18 protein-coding genes are annotated in these 20,533 nt (G+C 66.8%); 11 read left to right on the top strand and 7 right to left on the bottom strand.

Going from position 1 to position 20,533, the window contains the following annotated elements:
• Positions 1-2: 2 nt before the first annotated feature.
• Genes EAE28_RS16135 through EAE28_RS16125 form a run of 3 tightly spaced genes read right to left on the bottom strand, consistent with a single transcriptional unit; the run spans position 3 to position 3,074 of the window.
• Entirely contained in the window at positions 3-503 is a 501-nt protein-coding gene (locus EAE28_RS16135; protein ID WP_127108108.1) for a pyridoxamine 5'-phosphate oxidase family protein, read from the bottom strand.
• A gap of 60 nt (positions 504-563) precedes the next feature.
• The gene (locus EAE28_RS16130) at positions 564-2,477 is read right to left on the bottom strand and encodes a cation:proton antiporter domain-containing protein (protein ID WP_127108106.1); all 1,914 of its coding nucleotides are present in this window, start codon (positions 2,475-2,477) and stop codon (positions 564-566) included.
• A gap of 3 nt (positions 2,478-2,480) precedes the next feature.
• Positions 2,481-3,074: an NAD(P)H-dependent oxidoreductase gene (locus EAE28_RS16125; RefSeq protein ID WP_127108104.1), complete on the bottom strand. Its 594-nt coding sequence runs from the start codon at positions 3,072-3,074 to the stop codon at positions 2,481-2,483.
• 226 nt (positions 3,075-3,300) lie between these two features.
• On the opposite strand from EAE28_RS16125, the gene EAE28_RS16120 reads away from it, so the two are divergent.
• From EAE28_RS16120 to EAE28_RS16070, 11 genes are all read left to right on the top strand, one after another.
• Positions 3,301-4,851 carry a benzoate-CoA ligase family protein gene (locus tag EAE28_RS16120; protein WP_127108102.1) on the top strand — a complete coding sequence of 517 codons (1,551 nt, stop codon included), beginning with the start codon at positions 3,301-3,303 and terminating at the stop codon, positions 4,849-4,851.
• Positions 4,848-5,663, top strand: coding sequence for an alpha/beta fold hydrolase (locus tag EAE28_RS16115; protein WP_127108100.1), 816 nt, complete (start codon positions 4,848-4,850; stop codon positions 5,661-5,663). Before EAE28_RS16120 ends, EAE28_RS16115 begins: the two co-directional genes overlap by 4 nt.
• Positions 5,660-6,091 carry a DUF309 domain-containing protein gene (locus tag EAE28_RS16110; RefSeq protein WP_127108098.1) on the top strand — a complete coding sequence of 144 codons (432 nt, stop codon included), beginning with the start codon at positions 5,660-5,662 and terminating at the stop codon, positions 6,089-6,091. Before EAE28_RS16115 ends, EAE28_RS16110 begins: the two co-directional genes overlap by 4 nt.
• 142 nt (positions 6,092-6,233) lie before the next feature.
• Positions 6,234-7,892 carry a 2,3-epoxybenzoyl-CoA dihydrolase gene (gene boxC / locus EAE28_RS16105; RefSeq protein ID WP_127108096.1) on the top strand — a complete coding sequence of 553 codons (1,659 nt, stop codon included), beginning with the start codon at positions 6,234-6,236 and terminating at the stop codon, positions 7,890-7,892.
• A 116-nt stretch (positions 7,893-8,008) separates the two neighbouring features.
• Positions 8,009-9,460 (top strand): benzoyl-CoA 2,3-epoxidase subunit BoxB, encoded by a 1,452-nt coding sequence (gene boxB, locus EAE28_RS16100; protein ID WP_127108094.1) that lies wholly within the window; start codon positions 8,009-8,011, stop codon positions 9,458-9,460.
• A 243-nt stretch (positions 9,461-9,703) separates the two neighbouring features.
• Positions 9,704-10,897 carry a benzoyl-CoA 2,3-epoxidase subunit BoxA gene (gene boxA, locus EAE28_RS16095; RefSeq protein ID WP_127108092.1) on the top strand — a complete coding sequence of 398 codons (1,194 nt, stop codon included), beginning with the start codon at positions 9,704-9,706 and terminating at the stop codon, positions 10,895-10,897.
• A complete protein-coding gene (locus EAE28_RS16090; protein ID WP_127108090.1) occupies positions 10,897-11,316 on the top strand; it encodes an acyl-CoA thioesterase in 420 nt (139 codons plus the stop codon). The genes boxA and EAE28_RS16090 overlap by 1 nt, the downstream gene beginning before the upstream one ends.
• A 105-nt stretch (positions 11,317-11,421) precedes the next feature.
• Positions 11,422-12,339: a helix-turn-helix transcriptional regulator gene (locus EAE28_RS16085; protein WP_127108088.1), complete on the top strand. Its 918-nt coding sequence runs from the start codon at positions 11,422-11,424 to the stop codon at positions 12,337-12,339.
• Positions 12,336-13,358, top strand: a complete 1,023-nt coding sequence (locus tag EAE28_RS16080) for a 3-hydroxyacyl-CoA dehydrogenase family protein (protein ID WP_127108086.1) — start codon at positions 12,336-12,338, stop codon at positions 13,356-13,358. Before EAE28_RS16085 ends, EAE28_RS16080 begins: the two co-directional genes overlap by 4 nt.
• 24 nt (positions 13,359-13,382) lie before the next feature.
• Complete coding sequence (locus EAE28_RS16075; RefSeq protein WP_127108085.1) at positions 13,383-14,525, top strand: amidohydrolase; 1,143 nt, start codon at positions 13,383-13,385, stop codon at positions 14,523-14,525.
• Between the two features lie 232 nt (positions 14,526-14,757).
• A complete protein-coding gene (locus EAE28_RS16070) occupies positions 14,758-16,215 on the top strand; it encodes a cobyric acid synthase (RefSeq protein WP_127108083.1) in 1,458 nt (485 codons plus the stop codon).
• Between the two features lie 95 nt (positions 16,216-16,310).
• On the opposite strand, the gene lpxK is transcribed toward EAE28_RS16070, so the two are convergent.
• From lpxK to EAE28_RS16050, 4 genes are read right to left on the bottom strand one after another with little or no spacing between them, the layout of a single operon-like run.
• Entirely contained in the window at positions 16,311-17,294 is a 984-nt protein-coding gene (gene lpxK, locus EAE28_RS16065) for a tetraacyldisaccharide 4'-kinase (RefSeq protein WP_127108233.1), read from the bottom strand.
• Positions 17,291-18,397 carry a 3-deoxy-D-manno-octulosonic acid transferase gene (locus EAE28_RS16060; protein WP_127108081.1) on the bottom strand — a complete coding sequence of 369 codons (1,107 nt, stop codon included), beginning with the start codon at positions 18,395-18,397 and terminating at the stop codon, positions 17,291-17,293. Before EAE28_RS16060 ends, lpxK begins: the two co-directional genes overlap by 4 nt.
• Entirely contained in the window at positions 18,397-19,209 is an 813-nt protein-coding gene (locus EAE28_RS16055; RefSeq protein ID WP_127108079.1) for an inositol monophosphatase family protein, read from the bottom strand. Before EAE28_RS16055 ends, EAE28_RS16060 begins: the two co-directional genes overlap by 1 nt.
• The gene (locus tag EAE28_RS16050) at positions 19,196-20,533 is read right to left on the bottom strand and encodes a TldD/PmbA family protein (RefSeq protein ID WP_127108077.1); all 1,338 of its coding nucleotides are present in this window, start codon (positions 20,531-20,533) and stop codon (positions 19,196-19,198) included. Before EAE28_RS16050 ends, EAE28_RS16055 begins: the two co-directional genes overlap by 14 nt.

Genomic DNA, 20,533 nt, shown 5'->3' with positions numbered 1-20,533 from the left:
GCTCAGAACTGCAAGACGTGGTGCACGCCGAGATCCGGTGTGCTGTCCGCGCTGAGATTGGCTTTGAGGATCTCGAAGCCATAATTCAGCACGCCCGTGCTGCTGCACCACAGGGCCGCTTCGGTCAGATCGAACCGCAGCATGGTCAGGTCGGGGTCCGATTTACCACCTTTGAACCAGGCAGCAGCCAAGGGCGACCAGAGCGCGTCCAGATACTCGCGGTTCAGATCCTGCGACAGCATGCCGATCAGGCAGGCATCAAACCCGGCCTTTTGGTCCATGACACAAAAATTCGCCCGCGCCCGGGGGATCAGCTCACGCACCAGCGTGGTGCTGCGCGAGGTCAGAAACCAAAGGCGGTCGTTCGTCCAGTCGGCATAATGCGTCATCGGATGCATCGGATGCTCAGAGCCTTCGACCCCCAGCATACCGGCGCGGATGTTATCGACACCGGTGATCAGGGCCTGACGCGGGTCGTTATTGATCTTCGTAAAGGCATTCATGGCGTGTCCTCGCGAGCAAGGGGTTCACCAATGCAACGCAGAGTAGTGCAAATTGTTCCATCACGGCCCTTCAGGTGCTTCGTCGCGCGCGCTCGACTCCGCCTGATCCTGCTCTGTTGGCGGCACCCATCCCCGCGCCGAGCGTTCGCGGAACGCCCCGCCCCGGGCCCGCAGATCCGCGTCGGTCATCAGCTCGCGCGCTTTCAGGCGGTACGGCTCGTTGATGTGATCGGGCACCGCAGGATCCCATAGCTGCGCCAGTTCATAGAGCGCGTGACGATCCTCTTTGACGAAAGCCCGCGCGAGGCGCTCGGCCTCGAACGGGTGCATACCCAGCGCCTCGTAGGCCGAGCGCCCGGCACGGACCGAGCTGTCGAAGGTCTCGCGGATGATGTCGCGGCACCCGGCGGCAAAGAGCTGGTACACATGGCGGCGGTCGCGGGCGCGGGCGATGATGTGGATATGCGGGTGGTTGTGGTGGACGTAATGCGCCAGCTCGGTCGCCTGATCCTTGTCGTCGATGGCGATGATCAGCAGCTTTGCCTCGTCGATCCCCGCCGCGTGCAGCAGATCGGGGCGCGTCGCGTCTCCGTAGAACCCGCGCACACCGAACGAGCGCAGCATATCGAGATGCGCGGCGGAGTAGTCCAGCACCGTCGTCTCGTACCCGGCGGCCAGCAGCATGCGGTTCACCACACCGCCAAAGCGCCCGTGACCGGCAACAATGGCGATGCCGGGTTCGGTGATCTCATCGGCATCGCGCGGTTCTTCGCGGTCATAGCGCGGGCGGATCACGCGGTCATAGAGGATGAACAGCGCGGGCGTCAGCATCATCGACAGGGTGATCACCAGCATGATGCGCGGGGCCAGATCATCGGGCAGGACTGCGTTGGCGACGGCAAAGGAGGTCAGCACAAAGCCGAACTCTCCGGCCTGCGCCAGCCCCAGACCAAAGAGGAATTTCTCGGACCCGCGCAGACCAAAGACGCGGGCGGCGATCAGCAGCACAAGGGCCTTGGCCAGCATGACGCCGACGGTCATGCCGATGATCACTGCGAAATCGCCAAACAGCAGGCCAAAGTCGATGGCCGCGCCGACGGTCATGAAGAACAGGCCCAGCAAGAGACCACGGAAAGGGTCGATGTCGGATTCCAGCTCGTGCCGGTATTCGCTGTTGGCCAGCACGACACCGGCAAGGAAAGTGCCCAGCGCCGGGGACAGGCCGACCAGCGTCATCAGCAAGGCGATGCCGACGACGAACATCAGCGCGGTGGCGACGAAGATCTCGCGCAGGCGGGCCTGCGCGATGTAGCGGAACACCGGGCGGGTCAGGAACATCCCGCCCGCGATCACCAGCGCGATGGCCCCGGCGGTGACCAGCGTGGTCTGCCAGCCGCTCAGGCCGGCAACCAGCGACAGGCTTGCGCCGTGCCCTTCATCGCCCCCGCCATGATGCGCGCCGGGCATCGCCAGCAGCGGCACCAGCGCCAGAATGGGGATGACGGCGATGTCCTGAAACAGCAGCACCGAGAAACTGGCCTGCCCGCCGTCGCCTTTCATCAGCCCCTTTTCATTGAGCGTCTGCAGCACGATGGCGGTGGACGACATCGCCAGAATAAGCCCGCAGGCCAGCGCGATGCGCCAGTCGGCACCGAACCACCAGACCACCCCGGCGATCAGCGCGGTTGTGCCGCCGACCTGCAACCCGCCCAGCCCCAGCAGCCGGTTGCGCATGGCCCAGAGCATCTTTGGCTCCAGCTCCAGCCCGACCAGAAACAGCATCATCACCACGCCGAATTCGGCGAAATGCTGGATCGAGACGACATCGACATTCAGCACCGCCAGCATCGGGCTGAGGATGATCCCGGCGATCAGGTAACCCAGCACCGACCCCAGCCCGAGCCGCGAGGCGATGGGAACGGCGGCAACCCCGGCGACCAGAAAGAGAAAGGCGAGCAGCAGGAAATCGGACATGGCTCAGACCTCTACGATCGGCAGGGTGTCATGGGTCAGGATGGTCAGTTCTTGCGCGCGGTCCAGATCCAGCCGGTCGTCGCGCAAGGCTTCCAGCAAGCGCGCAAAGCCCTGCGCATGTGCCAGCGGGTCGGCATGCAGCGCGCCGTGCAGAACATAGGGCGTGACAAAACGCATCTGGCAAAGATGGGCGGTCTGCTCGAACGGCAGCAGGAACTGACGGATTTCGTGGTGCTGATAGCCCTGCGGTCGATAGGCGTCCTGCGGACTGCCAGTCGTGATCGCCAGCATCAGCCGCTTGCCCGCCAGTTTGTCGCCGTTATGGCCATAGGCAAAGCCGTGTTCCCAGCTCAGATCCAGCCATTCCTTGACCAGCGCCGGGCAGGAATACCAGAACAGCGGGAACTGCAGCACGATGACGTCATGCTCCAGCAGGCGCTGTTGCTCGTCTTCGATGTCGATGTCGTAGCGCGGGTATTCTTCGTACAGATCCAGTGTGGTGATCCCCGACACGGCACGCGCCTGTTGCACCATCGCCTTGTTGATCCGCGAGGTGCTCAGACCGGGGTGCGCGGCGTAGTGGAGAACTCGGGACATAGGGGGCCTGTTCGCTGAAATCGCCGTCTATCTGACCTGCAAACGGCTGGCGGGGCAATGCTGCATCTGCACCGGAACGCCTTGCGCGGGGGCATGTGCAAAAAACTGCACCCGCCAAACAATCTTCTTGCGTTGCGCCCTCATTGTTGCACTATAAAGCATAGCGGCGGCGTGATTCCGCGCCCGGCCTTGAGGAGGGCCGCGCCCGCGCGGGAGGAGAGCACCGATGAACGAGAACGCAGCCGTCTATTTCGTGGACCGCCACCTGGACGAGGGCCGGGCAGCCAAGACCGCGTTTCGCGAAGCAGACGGTGCGCAGCGCAGCCTGACCTATGGCGACCTTGCCGCGCAAAGCGCCAGTTTCGCGGGCGCGCTTTATCGCCACGGCGTCCGGCGCGAGGAACGCATCGCGATGATCGTGCGCGACCAGCTGGAATTTCCGGTGGTGTTCTGGGGCGCGCTCAAGGCCGGCGCGATCCCGGTGCCGCTGAACACGCTGCTCAGCGCCTCGGTCTATGAGGCCATCCTGAACGACAGCCGCGCGTCGATTCTGGTGGTGTCCGAACAGATGTGGGACGCGGTCAAACCCGCCATCGATGGCAACCGCTTTCTGCGCGCCGTGGTGGTGATCGGCGGCGAGCGGGTTTGCGACGGGACGGAATGCGTCAGCTTCGACACCTTCATGGATGGGGCCGAGCCGGTGGAAACCGTTGAGGCGGGCGGCGATGAGCTGGCGTTCTGGCTCTACTCCTCGGGCTCGACCGGCATGCCAAAGGGCGTGCGGCATATCCATTCCAGCCTGAAAGCGACCGCCGACACCTTTGGCGCGCAGGTGGTGGGCATCCGCGAGGATGACACGGTGTTTTCCGTCGCCAAGCTTTTCTTCGCCTATGGTCTGGGAAACGGCATGTCCTTTCCCATGTCCGTCGGCGCGACGGCGGTGTTGTTCGGCGGGCGGCCCACGCCTGACGGGGTTTTCGCGATCATGGCCAAGGAAAAGCCGACGATCTTCTGCGGCGTGCCGACCCTCTACGCCGCGCTGGTTGCCGCGCAGGAAAAGCAGGGCACCAAGCCCGATCATTGCATCCGCCTGTGCACGTCGGCTGGCGAGGCGCTGCCGCGCGACATCGGCCAGCGCTGGGAAAAGCTGTGGGGGGCCGAAATCGTCGATGGCGTCGGTTCGACCGAGATGCTGCACATCTTCCTGTCCAACCGCCCCGGCGACATCGTCTATGGCACCTCGGGCGTGGCGGTGCCGGGCTATGAGGTGCGGCTGGTCGATGAGCATGACGAAGACGTGGCCGCCGATGAGGTCGGCGAGTTGCTGGTGCGTGGCCCGTCCAGCGCCGAGGGTTACTGGAACCGCCGCGACAAGAGCCTGAGCACGTTTCAGGGCCACTGGACCCGCACCGGCGACAAATACGAGCGCACCAAGGACGGGCGCTATGTCTACTGCGGGCGCACGGACGATATGTTCAAGGTCTCGGGCATCTGGGTCTCGCCGTTCGAGGTGGAACAGGCCCTGGTCGAGTTCCCCGGCATCCTGGAAGCCGCCGTTGTGGCGCGGGCCGATGAGCAGGATCTGCTGAAACCGGCGGCGTTCATCGTGCTGAAAGAGGGGGCCTCGGTCGATGGCGAGGCGCTGAAAGAGCATGTGAAGGGCAAGATCGGCATGTGGAAATACCCGCGCTGGGTGACGGTTGTGGATGAATTGCCGAAAACGGCGACCGGCAAGATCCAGCGTTTCAAATTGCGTGATGTCGAGGCGGCAGAATGATCAACTGGGCAGAGGGCAAGGGCTGGGTAACCGCAGGCGGCAAACGGTTGGAGTGGGCCGCCTGGGGGGCGTTTGACGCAGGTCCGGTGATCGTGCTGCTGCACGAAGGACTGGGATGTCTGGCGCTGTGGCGCGATTTCCCCGAGCGGTTGTCGCAGGCCACCGGGTTGCCTGTCTTCGCCTATTCGCGGGCGAATTACGGCCATTCGGATGCAGCCGAGCTGCCCTTCCCGGTCGATTACATGACCCGCCACGCGGTCGATGTGCTGCCTGAGGTACTGGATGCGATCGGGGCTGAGCATGTCATCCTGATGGGCCATTCCGATGGTGCGACGATCGCGGCAGAGTATGCCGGGCGCGTGGTCGATTTCCGCGTGCGCGGGCTGGTGCTGATGGCACCGCATTTCTTCACCGAAGAGATGGGTCTGGCGCAGATCCGGCTGGCGCGCGAGGCTTTCGCGCAAGGGGATATGGCCGAGAAGATGGGCAAATATCACCGCGATCCGGCGGCGACCTTCAAGGGTTGGAACGACGGCTGGCTGAACCCGGATTTCGCGGCTTGGGATGTCAGCGAGGTGATCGACTTCCTGCGCGTCCCGGCCCTGGTGATTCAAGGCAAGGACGACCAGTACGGCACGCTCAGGCAGGTGGACGAGGTCGTCAGCCGCTCCTACGCCCCGGTGGACGTGCTGGTGCCCGACGATTGCCGCCACTCGCCGCAGTTCGATCAGCCCGAAGCGGTGCTCGGTGCCGTGCGTGCCTTCACCCAGCGCCTGCTCGCGCATGAGGCGGCGCAGCCCGAACGCGCGTGACCCCTTTACCGCCAGAACCCCATCATCCGGGCCGCAACGCGCGCCCGGATGAGGCGTTTTTCGCAGGCTTGATTGCGGGGCTGGACGGTTTGGCGGCCGATGAGCTTGCGCAATCCCCGGCGTTTCTGGCCGGGTTCGACGCCTTCGCGCGGCGGTACTACTGGGAGGCGCACGAGTTCTGGGAACCCGTCTGGGCCGCCCTGCCCCCGGCCAGCGCCGAGCGGCATCTGCTGCGCGGGTTGATCCAGCTGGCAAACGCAGGATTGAAGCGCCGGATGGGCCGCGAGGGCGCGGCGCGGCGCATTCTGGCGCTGGCCGAGGCGGCATTGCGGGAAGCTTACAGCAGCGGCCGCGAATCGCTGATGGGGGTGAGCGTGGGGCAGGTGTCAGCTCTGCGGGAGCAGGTTCAGACGGAATGCGCAGTATAGTGCATTAAAATGCATTTGGAGCCCGCAATATGCCGCAGATTGCGGTGTGCGCTAGCCTAATAGGTATTTACGCAGCACCATACAGGCACTATTGTGCATCTCAACACTCAGGCAGCATGACGGACCCCAGGGAGGACCCCCAGTGACCCAGCGAATCGACTTCCAGACGGACCCGTCGCGCTATCGCCATTGGCGCGTGGAGTATGACGGCGCGGTTGCGAACCTGTTCATGGACGTGGACGAAAACGCCGGTCTGTTCGACGGCTACCAGCTCAAGCTGAACAGCTACGATCTGGGCGTCGATATCGAGCTGGCCGATGTGGTGCAGCGCATGCGGTTCGAGCATCCCGAGGTCAAGGTCGTGGTGATGCGCTCGGCCAAGGACAAGGTGTTCTGCGCCGGGGCCAACATCCGCATGCTGGGCGGCGCCAGCCACGCGCACAAGGTGAATTTCTGCAAATTCACCAACGAGACGCGCAATACCTTCGAGGCTGCCGAAGCGGACAGCGGCCAGAAATATATTGCAGCGGTCAAGGGGGCCTGCGCGGGCGGCGGCTATGAGCTGGCGCTGGCGTGCAACCATATCATGCTGACCGACGACAGCGCCTCGGCCGTGTCGCTGCCCGAAGTGCCGCTGCTCGCCGTGCTGCCGGGCACCGGCGGGCTGACCCGCGTGACAGACAAGCGCAAGGTGCGCCGTGATCTGGCCGATGTGTTCTGCACGCTGGAAGAGGGCGTGAAGGGCAAGCGGGCGAAAGACTGGCGTCTGGTCGATGAGGTCATCGCCAATTCCAAATTCGATGAGACGGTGGCCGAGCGGGCACGCGAATTCGCGGCGGCCTCGGACAAGGCGACGGGCAAGGGCATCGCGCTGACCCCGCTGAACCGGACTTTCGCCGAGGATGGCTCGATCCATTATTCGCTGGTCGAGGTTGCGGTGGACGCCGAGGGTCGCAAGGCCACCATCACGCTGAATGGCCCGGATCAGGACGTGCCCGCCTCGCTGGAGGCGCTGCATGCGCAGGGCGATCAGGGCTGGATGCTGCGTCTGGCGCGCGAATTCGACGATGCGATCCTGCAACTGCGTCTCAACGAGATGGAGCTGGGGCTGGTGGTGTTCCGCACGCAGGGCGACTCTGAAGCCGTGCTGGCGCATGAGGCCTTCCTGCTGGCCAACAAAAGCGACTGGCTGGTCAACGAAATCCTGACCTATTGGAAGCGCGTTCTGAAACGCGTCGACATGACATCGCGCTCGCTGGTGGCGCTGGTCGAGAATGGCTCGTGCTTTGCTGGGTTCCTGGCGGAACTGCTCTGGGCCTCGGACCGTGCCTATATGATGGAAGGCGAGTTCGACGGCGACAACCGCCCGGTGGCAAAGGTCACGCTGTCGGATGCCAATTTCGGCCCTTTCCCGATGGGCAATGACCTGACCCGCCTGCAAACCCGCTTTCTGGGTGAGCCGGAAACGGTGGACACGTTGCAGGCAAAGATCGGCGAGGCGCTGGAAAGCGACGATGCGATGGAGCTGGGGCTGGTGACCGAGGCCTATGACGACATAGACTGGGAAGACGAGATCCGCATCTTCATGGAAGAGCGCGCCTCGTTCAGCCCCGACGCGATGACCGGCATGGAAGCCAACTTGCGGTTTGCCGGGCCGGAAACCATGGAAACCCGGATCTTTGGCCGCCTGACCGCGTGGCAGAACTGGATCTTCATCCGGCCGAACGCGACCGGCCCCGATGGCGCTTTGCAGCGCTATGGCTCGGGCGTGCGCGGCGATTACAACATGCAGCGCGTGTAGCACGCCTCGGTGGGGTGAAACCCCACCCTACGGGCCTCGGCGCTGCCGGTCCCGTCACTCTGTAGGGTGGGTTTTCAACCCACCTTCCCCGTGCCCAGCACCCCTGGAGGAACCCCATGATCGACCTCATCAATGTCAGCTATGACACGCAGATCCCCAACAACGTCGGCCTGTCCAACGACAAGCGCGTCCTCAAGGCGCTGGAGAAATGGCACCCCGGTTACATCAACTGGTGGAATGACCTGATCCCGCAGCAGTTCCAGAAATCGGATGTCTACCTGCGCACGGCCGTGTCGGTCGACCCCAAGGGCTGGGCCAAATTCGACTATGTGAAGATGCCCGAATACCGCTGGGGCATCCTGCTGGCGCCCGAGGTCGAGGGTCGCCTGATCCCCTGTGGCGAGCACGCCGGCCAGCCCGCCTGGCAGGAAGTGCCGGGCGAGTACCGCAACATGCTCAAGCGGATGATCGTCATTCAGGGCGATACCGAGCCGGGCTCGGTCGAGCAGCAGCGTTTCCTCGGTCTGACCGCGCCGTCGCTCTATGACCTGCGCAACCTGTTCCAAGTGAACGTGGAAGAGGGCCGTCACCTCTGGGCGATGGTGTATCTGCTGCAGAAATACTTCGGCAAGGATGGCCGCGAAGAAGCCGACGATCTCTTGATCCGCTCCTCGGGCTCGGAAGAAGCGCCACGCATGCTGGGGGCCTTCAACGAAGAGACGCCCGACTGGCTGTCGTTCTTCATGTTCACCTATTTCACCGACCGCGACGGCAAGATGCAGCTGGAAAGTCTGGCGCAATCGGGCTTTGACCCGCTCAGCCGCACCTGCCGGTTCATGCTGACCGAGGAAGCGCACCACATGTTCGTGGGCGAAACCGGCGTGGGCCGCACGATCGAGCGCACCTGTCAGGTGATGAAAGAGCACGGCATCGACGATCCCTACGAGATCGAGAAAATCCGCGCGCTGGGGGTCATCGACCTGCCGACGATCCAGAAAAAGCTGAACCTGCATTACACGCTGTCGCTGGATCTGTTCGGTCAGGAAGTCTCGACCAACGCGGCCAACGCGTTCAACTCGGGCATCAAGGGGCGCTACATGGAGCACCGCCTGACCGACGACCACAAGCTGCACAACGACACCTACCCGGTGTGGAACTTTGAAGACGGTCAGCTGGTGCGCAAGGAAGTGCCCGCGCTGACCGCGATCAACATGCGCCTGCGCGACGATTACACCCGCGACGCGGCGGGCGGCATCGGGCGCTGGAACAAGATCATCGAGAAGAACGGCGTCCAGTTCGAGCTGAAGCTGCCGCATGAAGCCTTCCACCGCCAGATCGGCGTCTTCGCGGGCAAGCCCTTTGCCCCCGATGGATCGCTGCTGACCGGCGCGGAATACGACGCGCGCCGCAACGAGTGGCTGCCGACCCGCGCGGATGGTGACTTCATCCAGTCGCTGATGAAGCCGGTCACCGAGCCGGGGCAATACGCCAGCTGGATCTCGGCCCCGAAAGTCGGGATCGACAACAAGCCCGGTGACTTTGAGTATGTGAAGCTCTACATGGCTTGAGACGATCAGGGTGGGGTTGAACCCCACCCTACACACCCGCGCCGCCCGTAGGGTGGGGTTTCACCCCACCGCCAGCCCCGCCGGAGGACCCATGCCCGCCACCCGCACCGCTCTGCCCCGTCCCACCACGCCGGCCAAGCACATGGTCTGCCTCGACTGCCCTGATTGTACCGGCCCCTGCTGGAGCCGCTTCGAGCTGGCCTTCCTTCCCGAAACGGTGCTGCACCCCCGGACTCCGCGCGCATGAACAAGCCCCTCAAACAGCACCTGATCGACCCGGAAATCTGCATCCGCTGCTATACCTGCGAGATGACCTGCCCGGTCGAGGCAATCACCCACGACGACAACAACGTCGTCGTCGATGCCGAGAAATGCGATTTCTGCATGGATTGCATCCCGGTCTGCCCGACCGGCTCGATCGACGAATGGCGGGTGGTGAACACGCCCTACACTCTGGAAGAACAGTTCAGCTGGGAAGACCTGCCCGCGCAGGGCGACGTTGGTGCCTCTGCCGCGCAGGGCGGCAGCGTCGAGGCGCTGGATGACGCGATGGAGGCCCTGCTGGCCGAAGCCCACAAGGGCGCTGGCGGCAAATCCAAGGCTCCGGCCAGCGCGGCCAAGCCGACGGTCAACATGTACAACCTCGGCAAGCCCGCCATCGCCAAGGTACAGGGCAACTATCGCCTGACCAGCGCCGAGAGCGGCTCGGACGTGCGCCACCTGATCCTTGAGTTCGGCGGCCAGCCCTTTCCGGTGCTCGAAGGCCAGTCGATCGGCATCATTCCCCCCGGTGTGGACGCCAACGGCAAGCCGCATCTGCCCCGGCTCTATTCAGTTTCCAGCCCGCGCGACGGCGAGCGGCCGAATTTCAACAACCTCTCGCTGACCGTGAAGCGTGAGGAACAGGGCCTGTGCTCAAACTACGTCTGTGATCTGAAGATCGGCGATGAGGTCAAGGTCACCGGCCCCTTCGGCGCGACCTTCCTCATGCCCGAAGACCCCGCCGCCCGCCTGCTGATGGTCTGCACCGGCACCGGGGCTGCCCCCTTCCGCGGCTTCACCATGCGCCGCCAGCGCGCCGCCGCCGGGGCCACCGGCGATATGGTCATGTTCTTTGGGGCCCGCGCGCCCGACAGCCTGCCCTATTTCGGCCCCTTGAACAAAGTGCCCGACCGTCTGCTGAAAAAGCATCTGGTGTTCAGCCGCATTCCGGGCGTGGAAAAGGAATACGTACAGGACCGCATGATGGTCGAGCAGGAAGTCGTCGCCAATCTGCTGGCCGATCCCAAGACGCATATCTACATCTGCGGTCTGCGCGGCATGGAGCAGGGCGTGGAACTGGCGTTCAAAAACATCGCCGAAAGCACCGGCCTTGGCTGGGAGGCAACCCGCGACGCCATGCGCGACGAGGGACGTTATCACGTCGAGACCTATTGATGCCCTACAGCCATGAGATCCGCGTCACCTGGGGTGACTGCGACCCGGCCAAGATCGCCTATACCGCGCGCATCCCGGCCTGGGCGCTGGACGCGATCAACGGCTGGTGGGAGCATCACTTCGGCGGCGGCTGGTTCCAGATGGAGATGGACCACAATTTCGGCACGCCCTTCGTGCACATGAGCCTCGATTTCCGCCACCCGATCACGCCCCGCCACCGGCTGATCTGCGACGTCGCGCCGACGCGGCTGGGCGAGACCTCGGTTGCGTGGCGGGTGATCGGGCGGCAGGACGGGGTGGTGTGCTTTGAGGGCAGTTTCGTCTGCGTCTTCACCATCGCCGATCAGTTCCGCAAAGCCCCGCCGCCCGAGGCCGTGCGCGCGCTGGTGCTCAAGCATCTGGAACCCCCGGCAGAATAGTGCAATCGCCCGCGCGTTTCGCAGGATGCCTATTGTTTGACCGCAGGGCATCCCCTAAGCTTGTGCACTATTGTTCCCAAACGGACGCCCCGAACGGACGCCCTGATGTCAGAGATCACGAACTTTCGCGGTGAAACCCTGTCCCCCGATTCCGCCACGCGGGACGAAGCCGCTGTGCGCGGGCTGATCCTGCGTGTCGGCGAACGGGTGCGCAAGGCGCGCGAGCTCAAGGGCATCCCGCGCCGCGTCCTGTCCGAGGTTTCGGGCGTCTCGCCGCGCTATCTGGCGCTGCTTGAGGCGGGCGATGGCAATATCTCCATCGGGCTTTTGCAGCGCGTCGCCGATGCGCTGGACCATCGGATCGAGTGGCTGGTCGGTGAGGATGACCCGTGGACCTCGGACGCGATGCGGGTGAGCGAGCTCTATCGTGGCGCGTCGTCGGATGTGCGCGCCAAGGTGCTCGACCTGCTCGCCCCGCAGCCCGAGGCCAGCGCGCGCCGCCACCGCATCGCCCTGATCGGCCTGCGCGGCGCGGGCAAATCCACGCTGGGCGCGCTGGCTGGTGAGACGCTGGGCATTCCCTTTGTCGAGCTCAACCGCGAGATCGAGGATCAGGCGGGCATGCCGGTCAACGAGGTGATGGCCTTTTACGGGCAGGAAGGCTACCGCCGCCTTGAAGCGCAGGCGATGAACCGCATCGTCGCCACGCATGACACGATGATCCTGGCCGTCGCGGGCGGCATCGTGTCCGAGCCCGAGACCTATAAAAACCTGCTGGCGCATTTCCACACCGTCTGGGTCAAGGCCAGCCCGGCCGAGCATATGGCGCGGGTGCGCGGACAGGGTGACATGCGCCCGATGGCGGGCAACCCCGAGGCGATGGATCAGCTGAAATTCATCCTAACCAGCCGCGAGGCGCTCTATGATCAGGCGCGCGCCAAGCTGGACACCACCGGGCGCACGCTGGCCCAGTCGCAGGCTGACCTGCTGGCCCTGATCCGCGAGCGCGGGTTTCTGGATTGATCCCGCCGGGGGCGGCGCATCTGGCGCGGGTGCGGGAACGGTTGTCGATTGGCGCGCCGCTGGCGCTCAGCCGCGCGGCGGTCGCCGGGGGCAGCCCGCAGGCGCTGGGACTGGCGGTCGCTTTGGCAGACACCGGCGTTACCGTCGCGCTGATCGAGGAAGACCACTGGGACGTTGAACGCGCGCAGGACGCGCTGACGCGGGCGGGCAAGGCCACCGGCATCTCCCTTCACACCGACCCGGCTGCGGCTGAGGGGGCCGAGGCGGTGATCGAGGCCTCAGGCAGCGACGCGGGCCTGCGCGCGGCGCTCTTTGGGGGCATGGCACAGGTGGCTCCGGGAGCCTTGCTGGCCAGCCTCGGCCCCGGCGCGTTGCGCACCTCACTCCCCGCCCCGGTCGCGCTGATCGACCAGCCGGGCGAGGGGGTGATCGAGATCCTCACCGGCTCGGACCTGCGCACCGAGGGCCTCGCGCGGCGGCTGGGCGCGCTGCCGGTGCGGGTGGAGCGCTTCCTTGGGGCGGTGCTGGTGGCAGCGCTCGAGGACGAGGCCGAGGCGCTGGTGTTCGAAGGCTCAACGCCGTGGGAGGTTGACGCAGCGGCCGAGGCCGCCGGCTTCACCCTGGGCCCCTGCGCCGCGCAGGATCTGCGCGGGCTGGACCGCGCCTATGCCCGTCACCGCGTGACCGGCCACACCCTGCCGGTCGTGGACCGCATGGTCCCCGAGGGACGGCTGGGCCGCAAGGGCGGCGTCGGCTGGTATCGCTATCCGGGCGGCGGCGGGCGGGTGATCGACCCGCTGGTCGAGGATCTGGCCCGCGAAGAGGCGCATTTCGCGGGCGTGACCCCGCGCGCGATCAGCGACAGCGAGATCGCCGTGCGCCTCAGCGCGGCGCTGTTGCGGGCCGCCAAGGGGCTGGTGGCCGAACCGGGCGTGATCGACCTGCTGTCGGTGCTGGCCTGCGGATTTCCCGCCGACAAGGGCGGCGTGCTCTTCGCCGCGCAGGCACTGGACCTTTAGAGCAGCGCGCGGCAGGATGCCCGCATGACCCTGACAAATTCCGATATCCACGAGCTGACCGAGTTCCGCCGCGCCCTGCACCGGCGGCCCGAAGTCTCTGGCTTTGAAGCCGAAACCGCCCGTAGCGTTGCCGCTGCCCTGCCTGACCCCGATGTGGTGGTCACCGAACTGGGCGGGCACGGCGTGGCGGCGGTCTATGACAGCGGCGAGCCCGGTCCCACGGTGATGATCCGCAGCGAGCTGGACGCCCTGCCGATCGTCGAACTGGGCGACGTGCCCCATGCCAGCGAAACGCCGGGTGTCGCGCATCTGTGCGGGCATGACGGGCATTCGACGATCCTGCTGGGTCTGGCGCGGCTACTGGCGCGCAAACGGCCCAAGACCGGGCGCGTGGTGCTGCTTTTCCAACCGGCGGAAGAGGACGGCTCGGGCGCGGCGGCGGTGCTGGCCGACCCGCGCTTCGCCGGGATCGCGCCCGACTGGGCGCTGTCGCTGCACAACATGCCGGGCGTGGCGCTGGGGCAGGCGTGGCTCGCGCCGGGTCCGGCCAATTGCGCCTCGGCGGGGCTGCGCATCACGCTGACCGGCGGCACGGCGCATGCCTCGCTGCCCGAGACGGGTCGCGCCCCGACCCCGGCCCTGCCCGCGCTGATCGACGGGCTGCGCGCGATGGGACCGGGCGGCGCAATGGGCGCAGGGTTCCGGCTGTCCACGATCACCCATCTGCGCATGGGCGAACCGGCCTTCGGCATTGCGCCCGGCGAGGCCGAGCTGTGGGTCACCCTGCGCGGCCTCTCGACCGAGGATCTGGACGCGCTTTTGGAGCAGGCCCAAGACCTCGCCCGACGCGAGGCAGAGGCAGCAGGACTGGAGGTCTCCTTCTCGGTCCACGACCGGTTTGAGGCCTGCACCAACCACCCCGACGCCACCGCCGTCCTCGCCCGCGCGCTGGACGCACAGGGCATCGGCTATGACAGCGGCGACATGCCGATGCGCGGTTCCGAGGACTTTGGCCGCTTCGGCGGGGCGGCAAAGTCGGCGATGGTGTTTCTGGGCTCCGGGACCGACCATCCGGCCCTGCACACCCAGACCTACGACTTCCCCGACAGTCTGATCGCACCGGGCGTCGCGATCTTTCACCACGCGATAACCGAGCTGCTCGGCTAGCGCCAAAGCGAGGGGCTCCTTGCCCCTCGCGCTCCCCCGCCAGAGGAGGGGGCACGCCCCCTCCTCTGGACTCCTCCCGTGGATATTTAGAGACAGATGATGGACAAGGTTAACAAAGCCTAATCATCTGTCCTCAAATATCCTGGGGGGTGAATGCGCGGAACGCGCAGAGGGGGGCTAGCCCCCCTCCTTGTTCCCGCGCTAGGACTGGCGAAACCACCGGGGGCAAGCGATGGCAGCGACAGTGATGATCCAGGGCGCCGGTTCGAATGTCGGAAAGTCGTTGCTGGTCGCTGGCTTCGCGCGGGTGTTTGCACGGCAGGGGCTGCGGGTTCGGCCGTTCAAGCCGCAGAACATGTCCAACAACGCCGCCGTAACGCCCGACGGGTTCGAGATCGGCCGCGCGCAGGCGTTGCAGGCGCTGGCCTGTGGCGTGGCGCCCTCGGTCGATATGAACCCGATCCTGCTCAAGCCTGAGTCCGACATCGGGTCACAGGTGATCGTGCAGGGGCGGCGGTTTGCGACCTGCAAGGCGCGGGAGTATGCGGCGTTGAAGCCGCAGTTGATGGCCGCGGTGCTGGAAAGCTTCACGCGCTTGCAGGCTGAGGCCGATCTGGTGATCGTTGAGGGCGCAGGCAGTCCGGCGGAGGTCAATCTGCGCGCTGGCGACATTGCCAACATGGGCTTTGCACAGGCGGCCCGGGTGCCGGTGGTGTTGACCGGTGATATCGACCGGGGCGGGGTGATCGCGCAGCTGGTGGGGACGCAGGCGGTGCTGGACCCGGCCGACAACGCGCTGATCAAGGGGTTTCTGATCAACAAGTTCCGGGGCGATCCGCGTCTGTTTGACGATGGCTATGCGCTGATCGCTGAACGCACCGGCTGGGCGGGTCTGGGCGTGCTCCCATGGTTCACGCAGGCCCATCGCCTGCCTGCCGAGGACGCCGCCGACTTGCGGCGCTCGGGCGGGACGGGTGGTTTCCGCATCGTCGTGCCGCAGCTGAGCCGGATCGCGAATTTTGACGATCTGGACCCGCTGATGGCCGAGCCGGGCGTCACGGTCGAGGTGATCGGACCGGGCCGTCCGCTGCCGGTCGAGGCGGATCTGATCCTCATCCCCGGCTCGAAATCGACCATCGCCGATCTGGCCTATTTCCGCGCGCAGGGCTGGGACATTGATCTGGCCGCCGCCCTGCGCCGGGGCGTGCGGGTGCTGGGGCTGTGCGGCGGGTATCAGATGCTGGGGCGGGTGATCTCGGACCCTGAGGGGATCGAGGGCGCGCCGGGGACGGTGGCCGGGCTGGGGTTGTTGGACGTCGAGACCGTGATGATCGCCGAGAAACGCGTGACGTTGACGCGGGCCGCGCATGTGGCCAGTGGTGCGGTGGCCGAGGGGTATGAGATCCACATCGGCCAGACCGAAGGCCCAGACCGCGCGCGCCCGTTGTTCACCGTGGCCGGGGCGGCTGAGGGCGCGATGCGGGCCGACGGGCGCGTGATGGGCAGCTATCTGCACGGCATGTTCAGCGCCGACGGCTTCCGCGCGGCGTTCCTGCGCAGCCTTGGGGCCGAGGGCGGCGGCGTGTCTTATGACGCCGGTGTCGAGGCAGCGTTGGAGGCCCTGGCGGACCATCTGGAGGAATACGCCGATTGCGAGGGTCTTTTGCGCATCGCGCGGGCCGGGGTGTAGGGATGGTGGGGTGAAACCCCACCCTACACACGCGCCCAGGGTGTGAGCGCTCGCGGATTTGCGTGCCGGTAGGGTGGGGTTTCACCCCACCAAGGTCAGAGACCCAAGAGCTTGAGCAGCCCCGCTTCATCGTCGATCCGCAGCCGCACCGGCAGCGTGAGCACCTGACGGCGCGCGTCGAGCGGCAGGCGGACCGCGTCTTTCTCGGTCGTCACCAGCTGGGCGCGTTCGCGACGGGCCTCGGCCTCGAGCCGGGCGAAAAGCGCCGGGGTCAGGGGCTGGTGGTCATCCAACGCCTGCGTCCGAACGACATCCGCTCCGGTCGCACGCAGCGTGTCAAAGAATTTGCCCGGACGCCCGATCCCGGCGAAAGCCAGCGCGCGCAGGCCGGTCCAGACCATCCCGGTATTCAACGGCTCAAGCGAGCCGGTGAACAGTGGCACGCCCCTCAGCGCCCTGCCCCACTGCGCCGCGAACCGCGCCTGTGCCGCCGCATCGCCAATCGCCAGCACCACCTGCGCGCGGGCCAGCCCGGCGCCGACCGGCTCTCGCAAAGGCCCCGCAGGAATACAGCGCGCGTTGCCAAAGCCGACGGCTGCATCGACCACCACAACCGAGCCGCTTTTGACCACGCCGGGGTTCTGGAACCCGTCGTCCAGCAGGATGACCTGCGCGCCTGCTGCCTCAGCCGCCTGTACGCCCAGCGCGCGGCCTTTCGCCACCCAGACCGGGCCGAAGGCCGCCATCAGCAGCGGCTCGTCCCCGACATCCGCCGCCTTGTGCTGGCGTTCATCGACCCGCACAGGCCCCTCCAGCCGCCCGCCATACCCGCGCGACACGACCTGCGCCGTCACGCCGCGCGCGGCCAGCGCCTGCATCAGCGCGATGACCGTCGGTGTCTTGCCCGTACCGCCCGCGTTCAGGTTGCCGATGCAGATCACCGGCACCGTCGCGCGGTGGTCCGGTTGCGCAACCCGACGCGCCGTCGCCCGCGCATACAGCCAGCCCACCGGAGCCAGAAGCCGGGCCTGCCAGCCGGGCCGCTCGGGCGGGTTGGTCCAGAACGCCGGGGCCTTCATGCGCCCCCCCGGTTCAGCGTCAGCCAGTCGCAGATCGCGCGGGTCGCCGTCCATGTCGCATCGCTGCCTTCGGTCGCCAGCGTCCAGGCGCGCAGGGCGGCGTCAGCCCCGGCTTCGGGCGACAGGAAGGCGCTGACGGCGGGGCCGAGATCCGAGGCGGTCTCGATCTGACGCCCGCCGCCTTGCTGGCGCAGCGGGTCCAGAAACGCGCGGGTCGAAGCCGCGGCATGTGGCCCGAACACCAGCGCCGACCCCAACGCGGCGGCGGTGACCGGCGAGGGCGTGCCCGCGCCCTTGGTCAGCGAGCCACCCAGATAGGCGACCGGCGCAAGGCGCAGGAACAGGCCGGGATCGTCGCCTGCATCGGCAACATAGACCTGCGTCGTCTCGTCGATCTGATCTTCATTCGAGCGCAGCGCCTGCGCAAAGCCGACCTCATTGGCGCGATGCGCCATATGGGAACCCTGCGCGACATCGCGCGGCTGCAGGATCATCAACAGCCGGTGTGCCCGGCGCAAGGCGTGGGAATGGGCCAGCAGCGCGGTGTCCAGTTCGGCCAGCGGCAGGTCATGGGCCAGCCAGACCGGACGCGTACTGACCTCGTCGCGCAGCGCGTCCAGTTCCAGCACATTGCAGCCCGGCACGGCCGCATGGCGCGCCAGTCGTCCCGTCTCGAGCACCGGCACCGCGCCGCGCACAATGCGGGCAATCGCAGCCGCGCTTTGCGCGTCGCGGGCGTGGATCTGGCAGAACTGCCCCAGAACGCCGCGCAGATGCCCCGGCAGAATTCGCCAGCGGCCCGAGGTTACCGTGCTCTGCGCATCCACCAGCATCAGCGATACGCCGCGCGATCTGGCGCGTTCGATCAACGGTACCGGCAGCGTGGTCCCGGCGAGCACGATCAGGCGGGTCGGAAAATGGTCAAGCTGTGCATCGATCGACCGCGGATCGTCGCCCGGCCCGGGGTTCAGCGCATCGCCGCTGACAAAGACCCGCGGGCCTTCGGGTTGATCGTCCAGTTGTTCCGCCAGCACATGCAGCGCCGGGGCAAGACCGGGATCGGTGGTGTGCAGCCAGACCCCGCCAGAGGCACCGCCGGGCATCACGCCGCCCCTTGGGGCGCGGTGAGGCCCGCCATCAACCCGGCATGGACGGCGGGCCCGGCGGCGACCACGCCGGGGTTACGCGCTTCGGCACGGTTGAAGCGCAACGGCTCGCCGTGGCGGTCGGTCACCGTTGCGCCCGCCTCGGTCGCGATCAGCGCGGCCCCGGCGATATCCCAGTCCCAGCTGTCGCGGATCGTGACCAGCGCGTCAAAGCGCCCCTCGCCCACCAGCGCCAGCCGCCAGGCCAGCGAGGGGCGGAACTCGCGTTTCAGCGCAGGCACGCCGCCGGGCCAATGTACCGGGTCCATCGCCGGGCGGGTGATCAGCACATGCGCACCGTCAACGTCGGCGCGCGCGCTGGCCGATATCGGCGCGCCGTTCAGCGTCGCCCCCCCACCCAGCCGTGCGGCATAGGTCAGCGCAAGCATCGGCAGATACACCACGGCAGCAACGGGCTGGCCCTTGTGGATCACCGCCAGCGCATGGGCAAAGCCCGGCTGGCCATCGATAAAGGCACGCGTACCGTCGATGGGATCGATGACAAAGCAGGTCTCGTGGCCCAGCCGCGACAGATCGCCCAGCGGGTTGCTTTCCTCGGACAGCCAGCCGTAGCCGGGGCGCGCTGCGGTGAGCACGCCGTGAAGATGCGCGTTGACCGCCAGATCAGCCTCGGTCACCGGGCCCTGCCCGTCGCCCTTGTCCCAGACCTTGGCGTCGTTGCGATAGTACCGCTCGGCAATCTTGCCAGCGGCCAGCGCGGCCTCGCTCAGCAGCGCCAGATCATCGCTGTAAACGTCATGCGCCTGCAATCGTCAGGCCCTCGACCAGCAGCGACGGCACCAGCGTCGACAGATGCGCGCGGGCGTCATTGGCCGCCGTCAGGCGCATCAGCATGTCGCGCAGGTTGCCCGCGATGGTGCATTCATTGACCGGATAGGCGATCTGGCCGTTCTCTACCCAGAACCCCGACGCGCCGCGCGAATAGTCCCCCGTCGTCGAATTGATCGTCGAACCGATCAGCGAGGTGATCAGCAAGCCCGTGCCCATGTCGCGGATCAGATCATCGCGGCTGGCGGTGCCGGGGGTCAGTTCGAGGTTCGACAGGCTGGGCGACGGCGGGGCCGAGGGGCCGCGCGCGGCGTTGCCGGTGCTCTGCATGCCCAGCTTGCGGGCGGTGGCAAGGTCGAGCACCCAGCCCTGCAATACACCGTCCTGCACCCAGAGGCGGCGCTGGGTCGGCAGGCCCTCGGCGTCGAACACACGGGTGCCGCCGATGCGGGGGCGGTGCGGGTTTTCGGTCAGATCAAAGCCCGCAGGCAGCACCGCCTTGCCCATCGACTCGCGCAGCCAGCTGGCCCCGCGCGCGATGGCGCTGCCATTGATGGCCGAGGTCAGGTGACCGATCAGCGACGAGGCGACACGCTCGTCATAAAGCACGGGAAACGCGCCCGACGGCGGCTTGCGGCTGCCCGCGCGCGCGGCGGCGCGCTCACCGGCCAGCTGGCCGATGATCTCGGGGCTGGGAAGGTCGGCCTGAAAGATCCGGCCCTCGGATGCCCAGTCACGCTCCATCGCCGTGCCCGTCCCGGTGATGGCGACGCAGGCGGTGTGGCGCGACGAACGCTCATAGCCCCCGGCGAACCCGTTCGAGGCGGCCAGATGGATCGTGCGGTGCGAGTAGCTGGCGCTGGACTGGTCGATCTGGCTGATGCCGGGCATCGCGCGGGCAGCGGCCTCGGCGCGGCGGGCGTCGTCTTCCAGCGCGGCGGGGTCGGGCTCGGGCGAAGGGTCGTGCAGCTCGAAACCCTCGGCATCGCGGCGGGCGCTGAGCTGCTCGGGGTCAGCCAGCCCGGCATGCGGGTCTTCGGGCGCTTCGCGGGCCATGGCGACGGCGCGCTCGGCCATCGTGGCCAGCGTCTCGGGCTTGGCATCCGAGGACGACACGCAGGCCTGCCGTTTGCCGATCAACACGCGCAACCCGATGTCGAGGCCTTCGGCCCGCTCGGCGTGCTCCAGTCGCCCCTCGCGCACGTCGATGGAAACCGCCGTGCCCTCAATCACCAGCGCATCGGCGCTGTCGGCCCCGGCCTTGCGGGCGGCGGCAAGAAGGGCTTGGGCGAGATCTGCGGACAT

It is taken from the genome of Pararhodobacter zhoushanensis (assembly GCF_003990445.1).
Lineage (GTDB): Bacteria > Pseudomonadota > Alphaproteobacteria > Rhodobacterales > Rhodobacteraceae > Pararhodobacter > Pararhodobacter zhoushanensis.
Note: the sequence above shows the minus strand (reverse complement) of the source record. Positions and strands in the feature narration are given on the sequence as shown.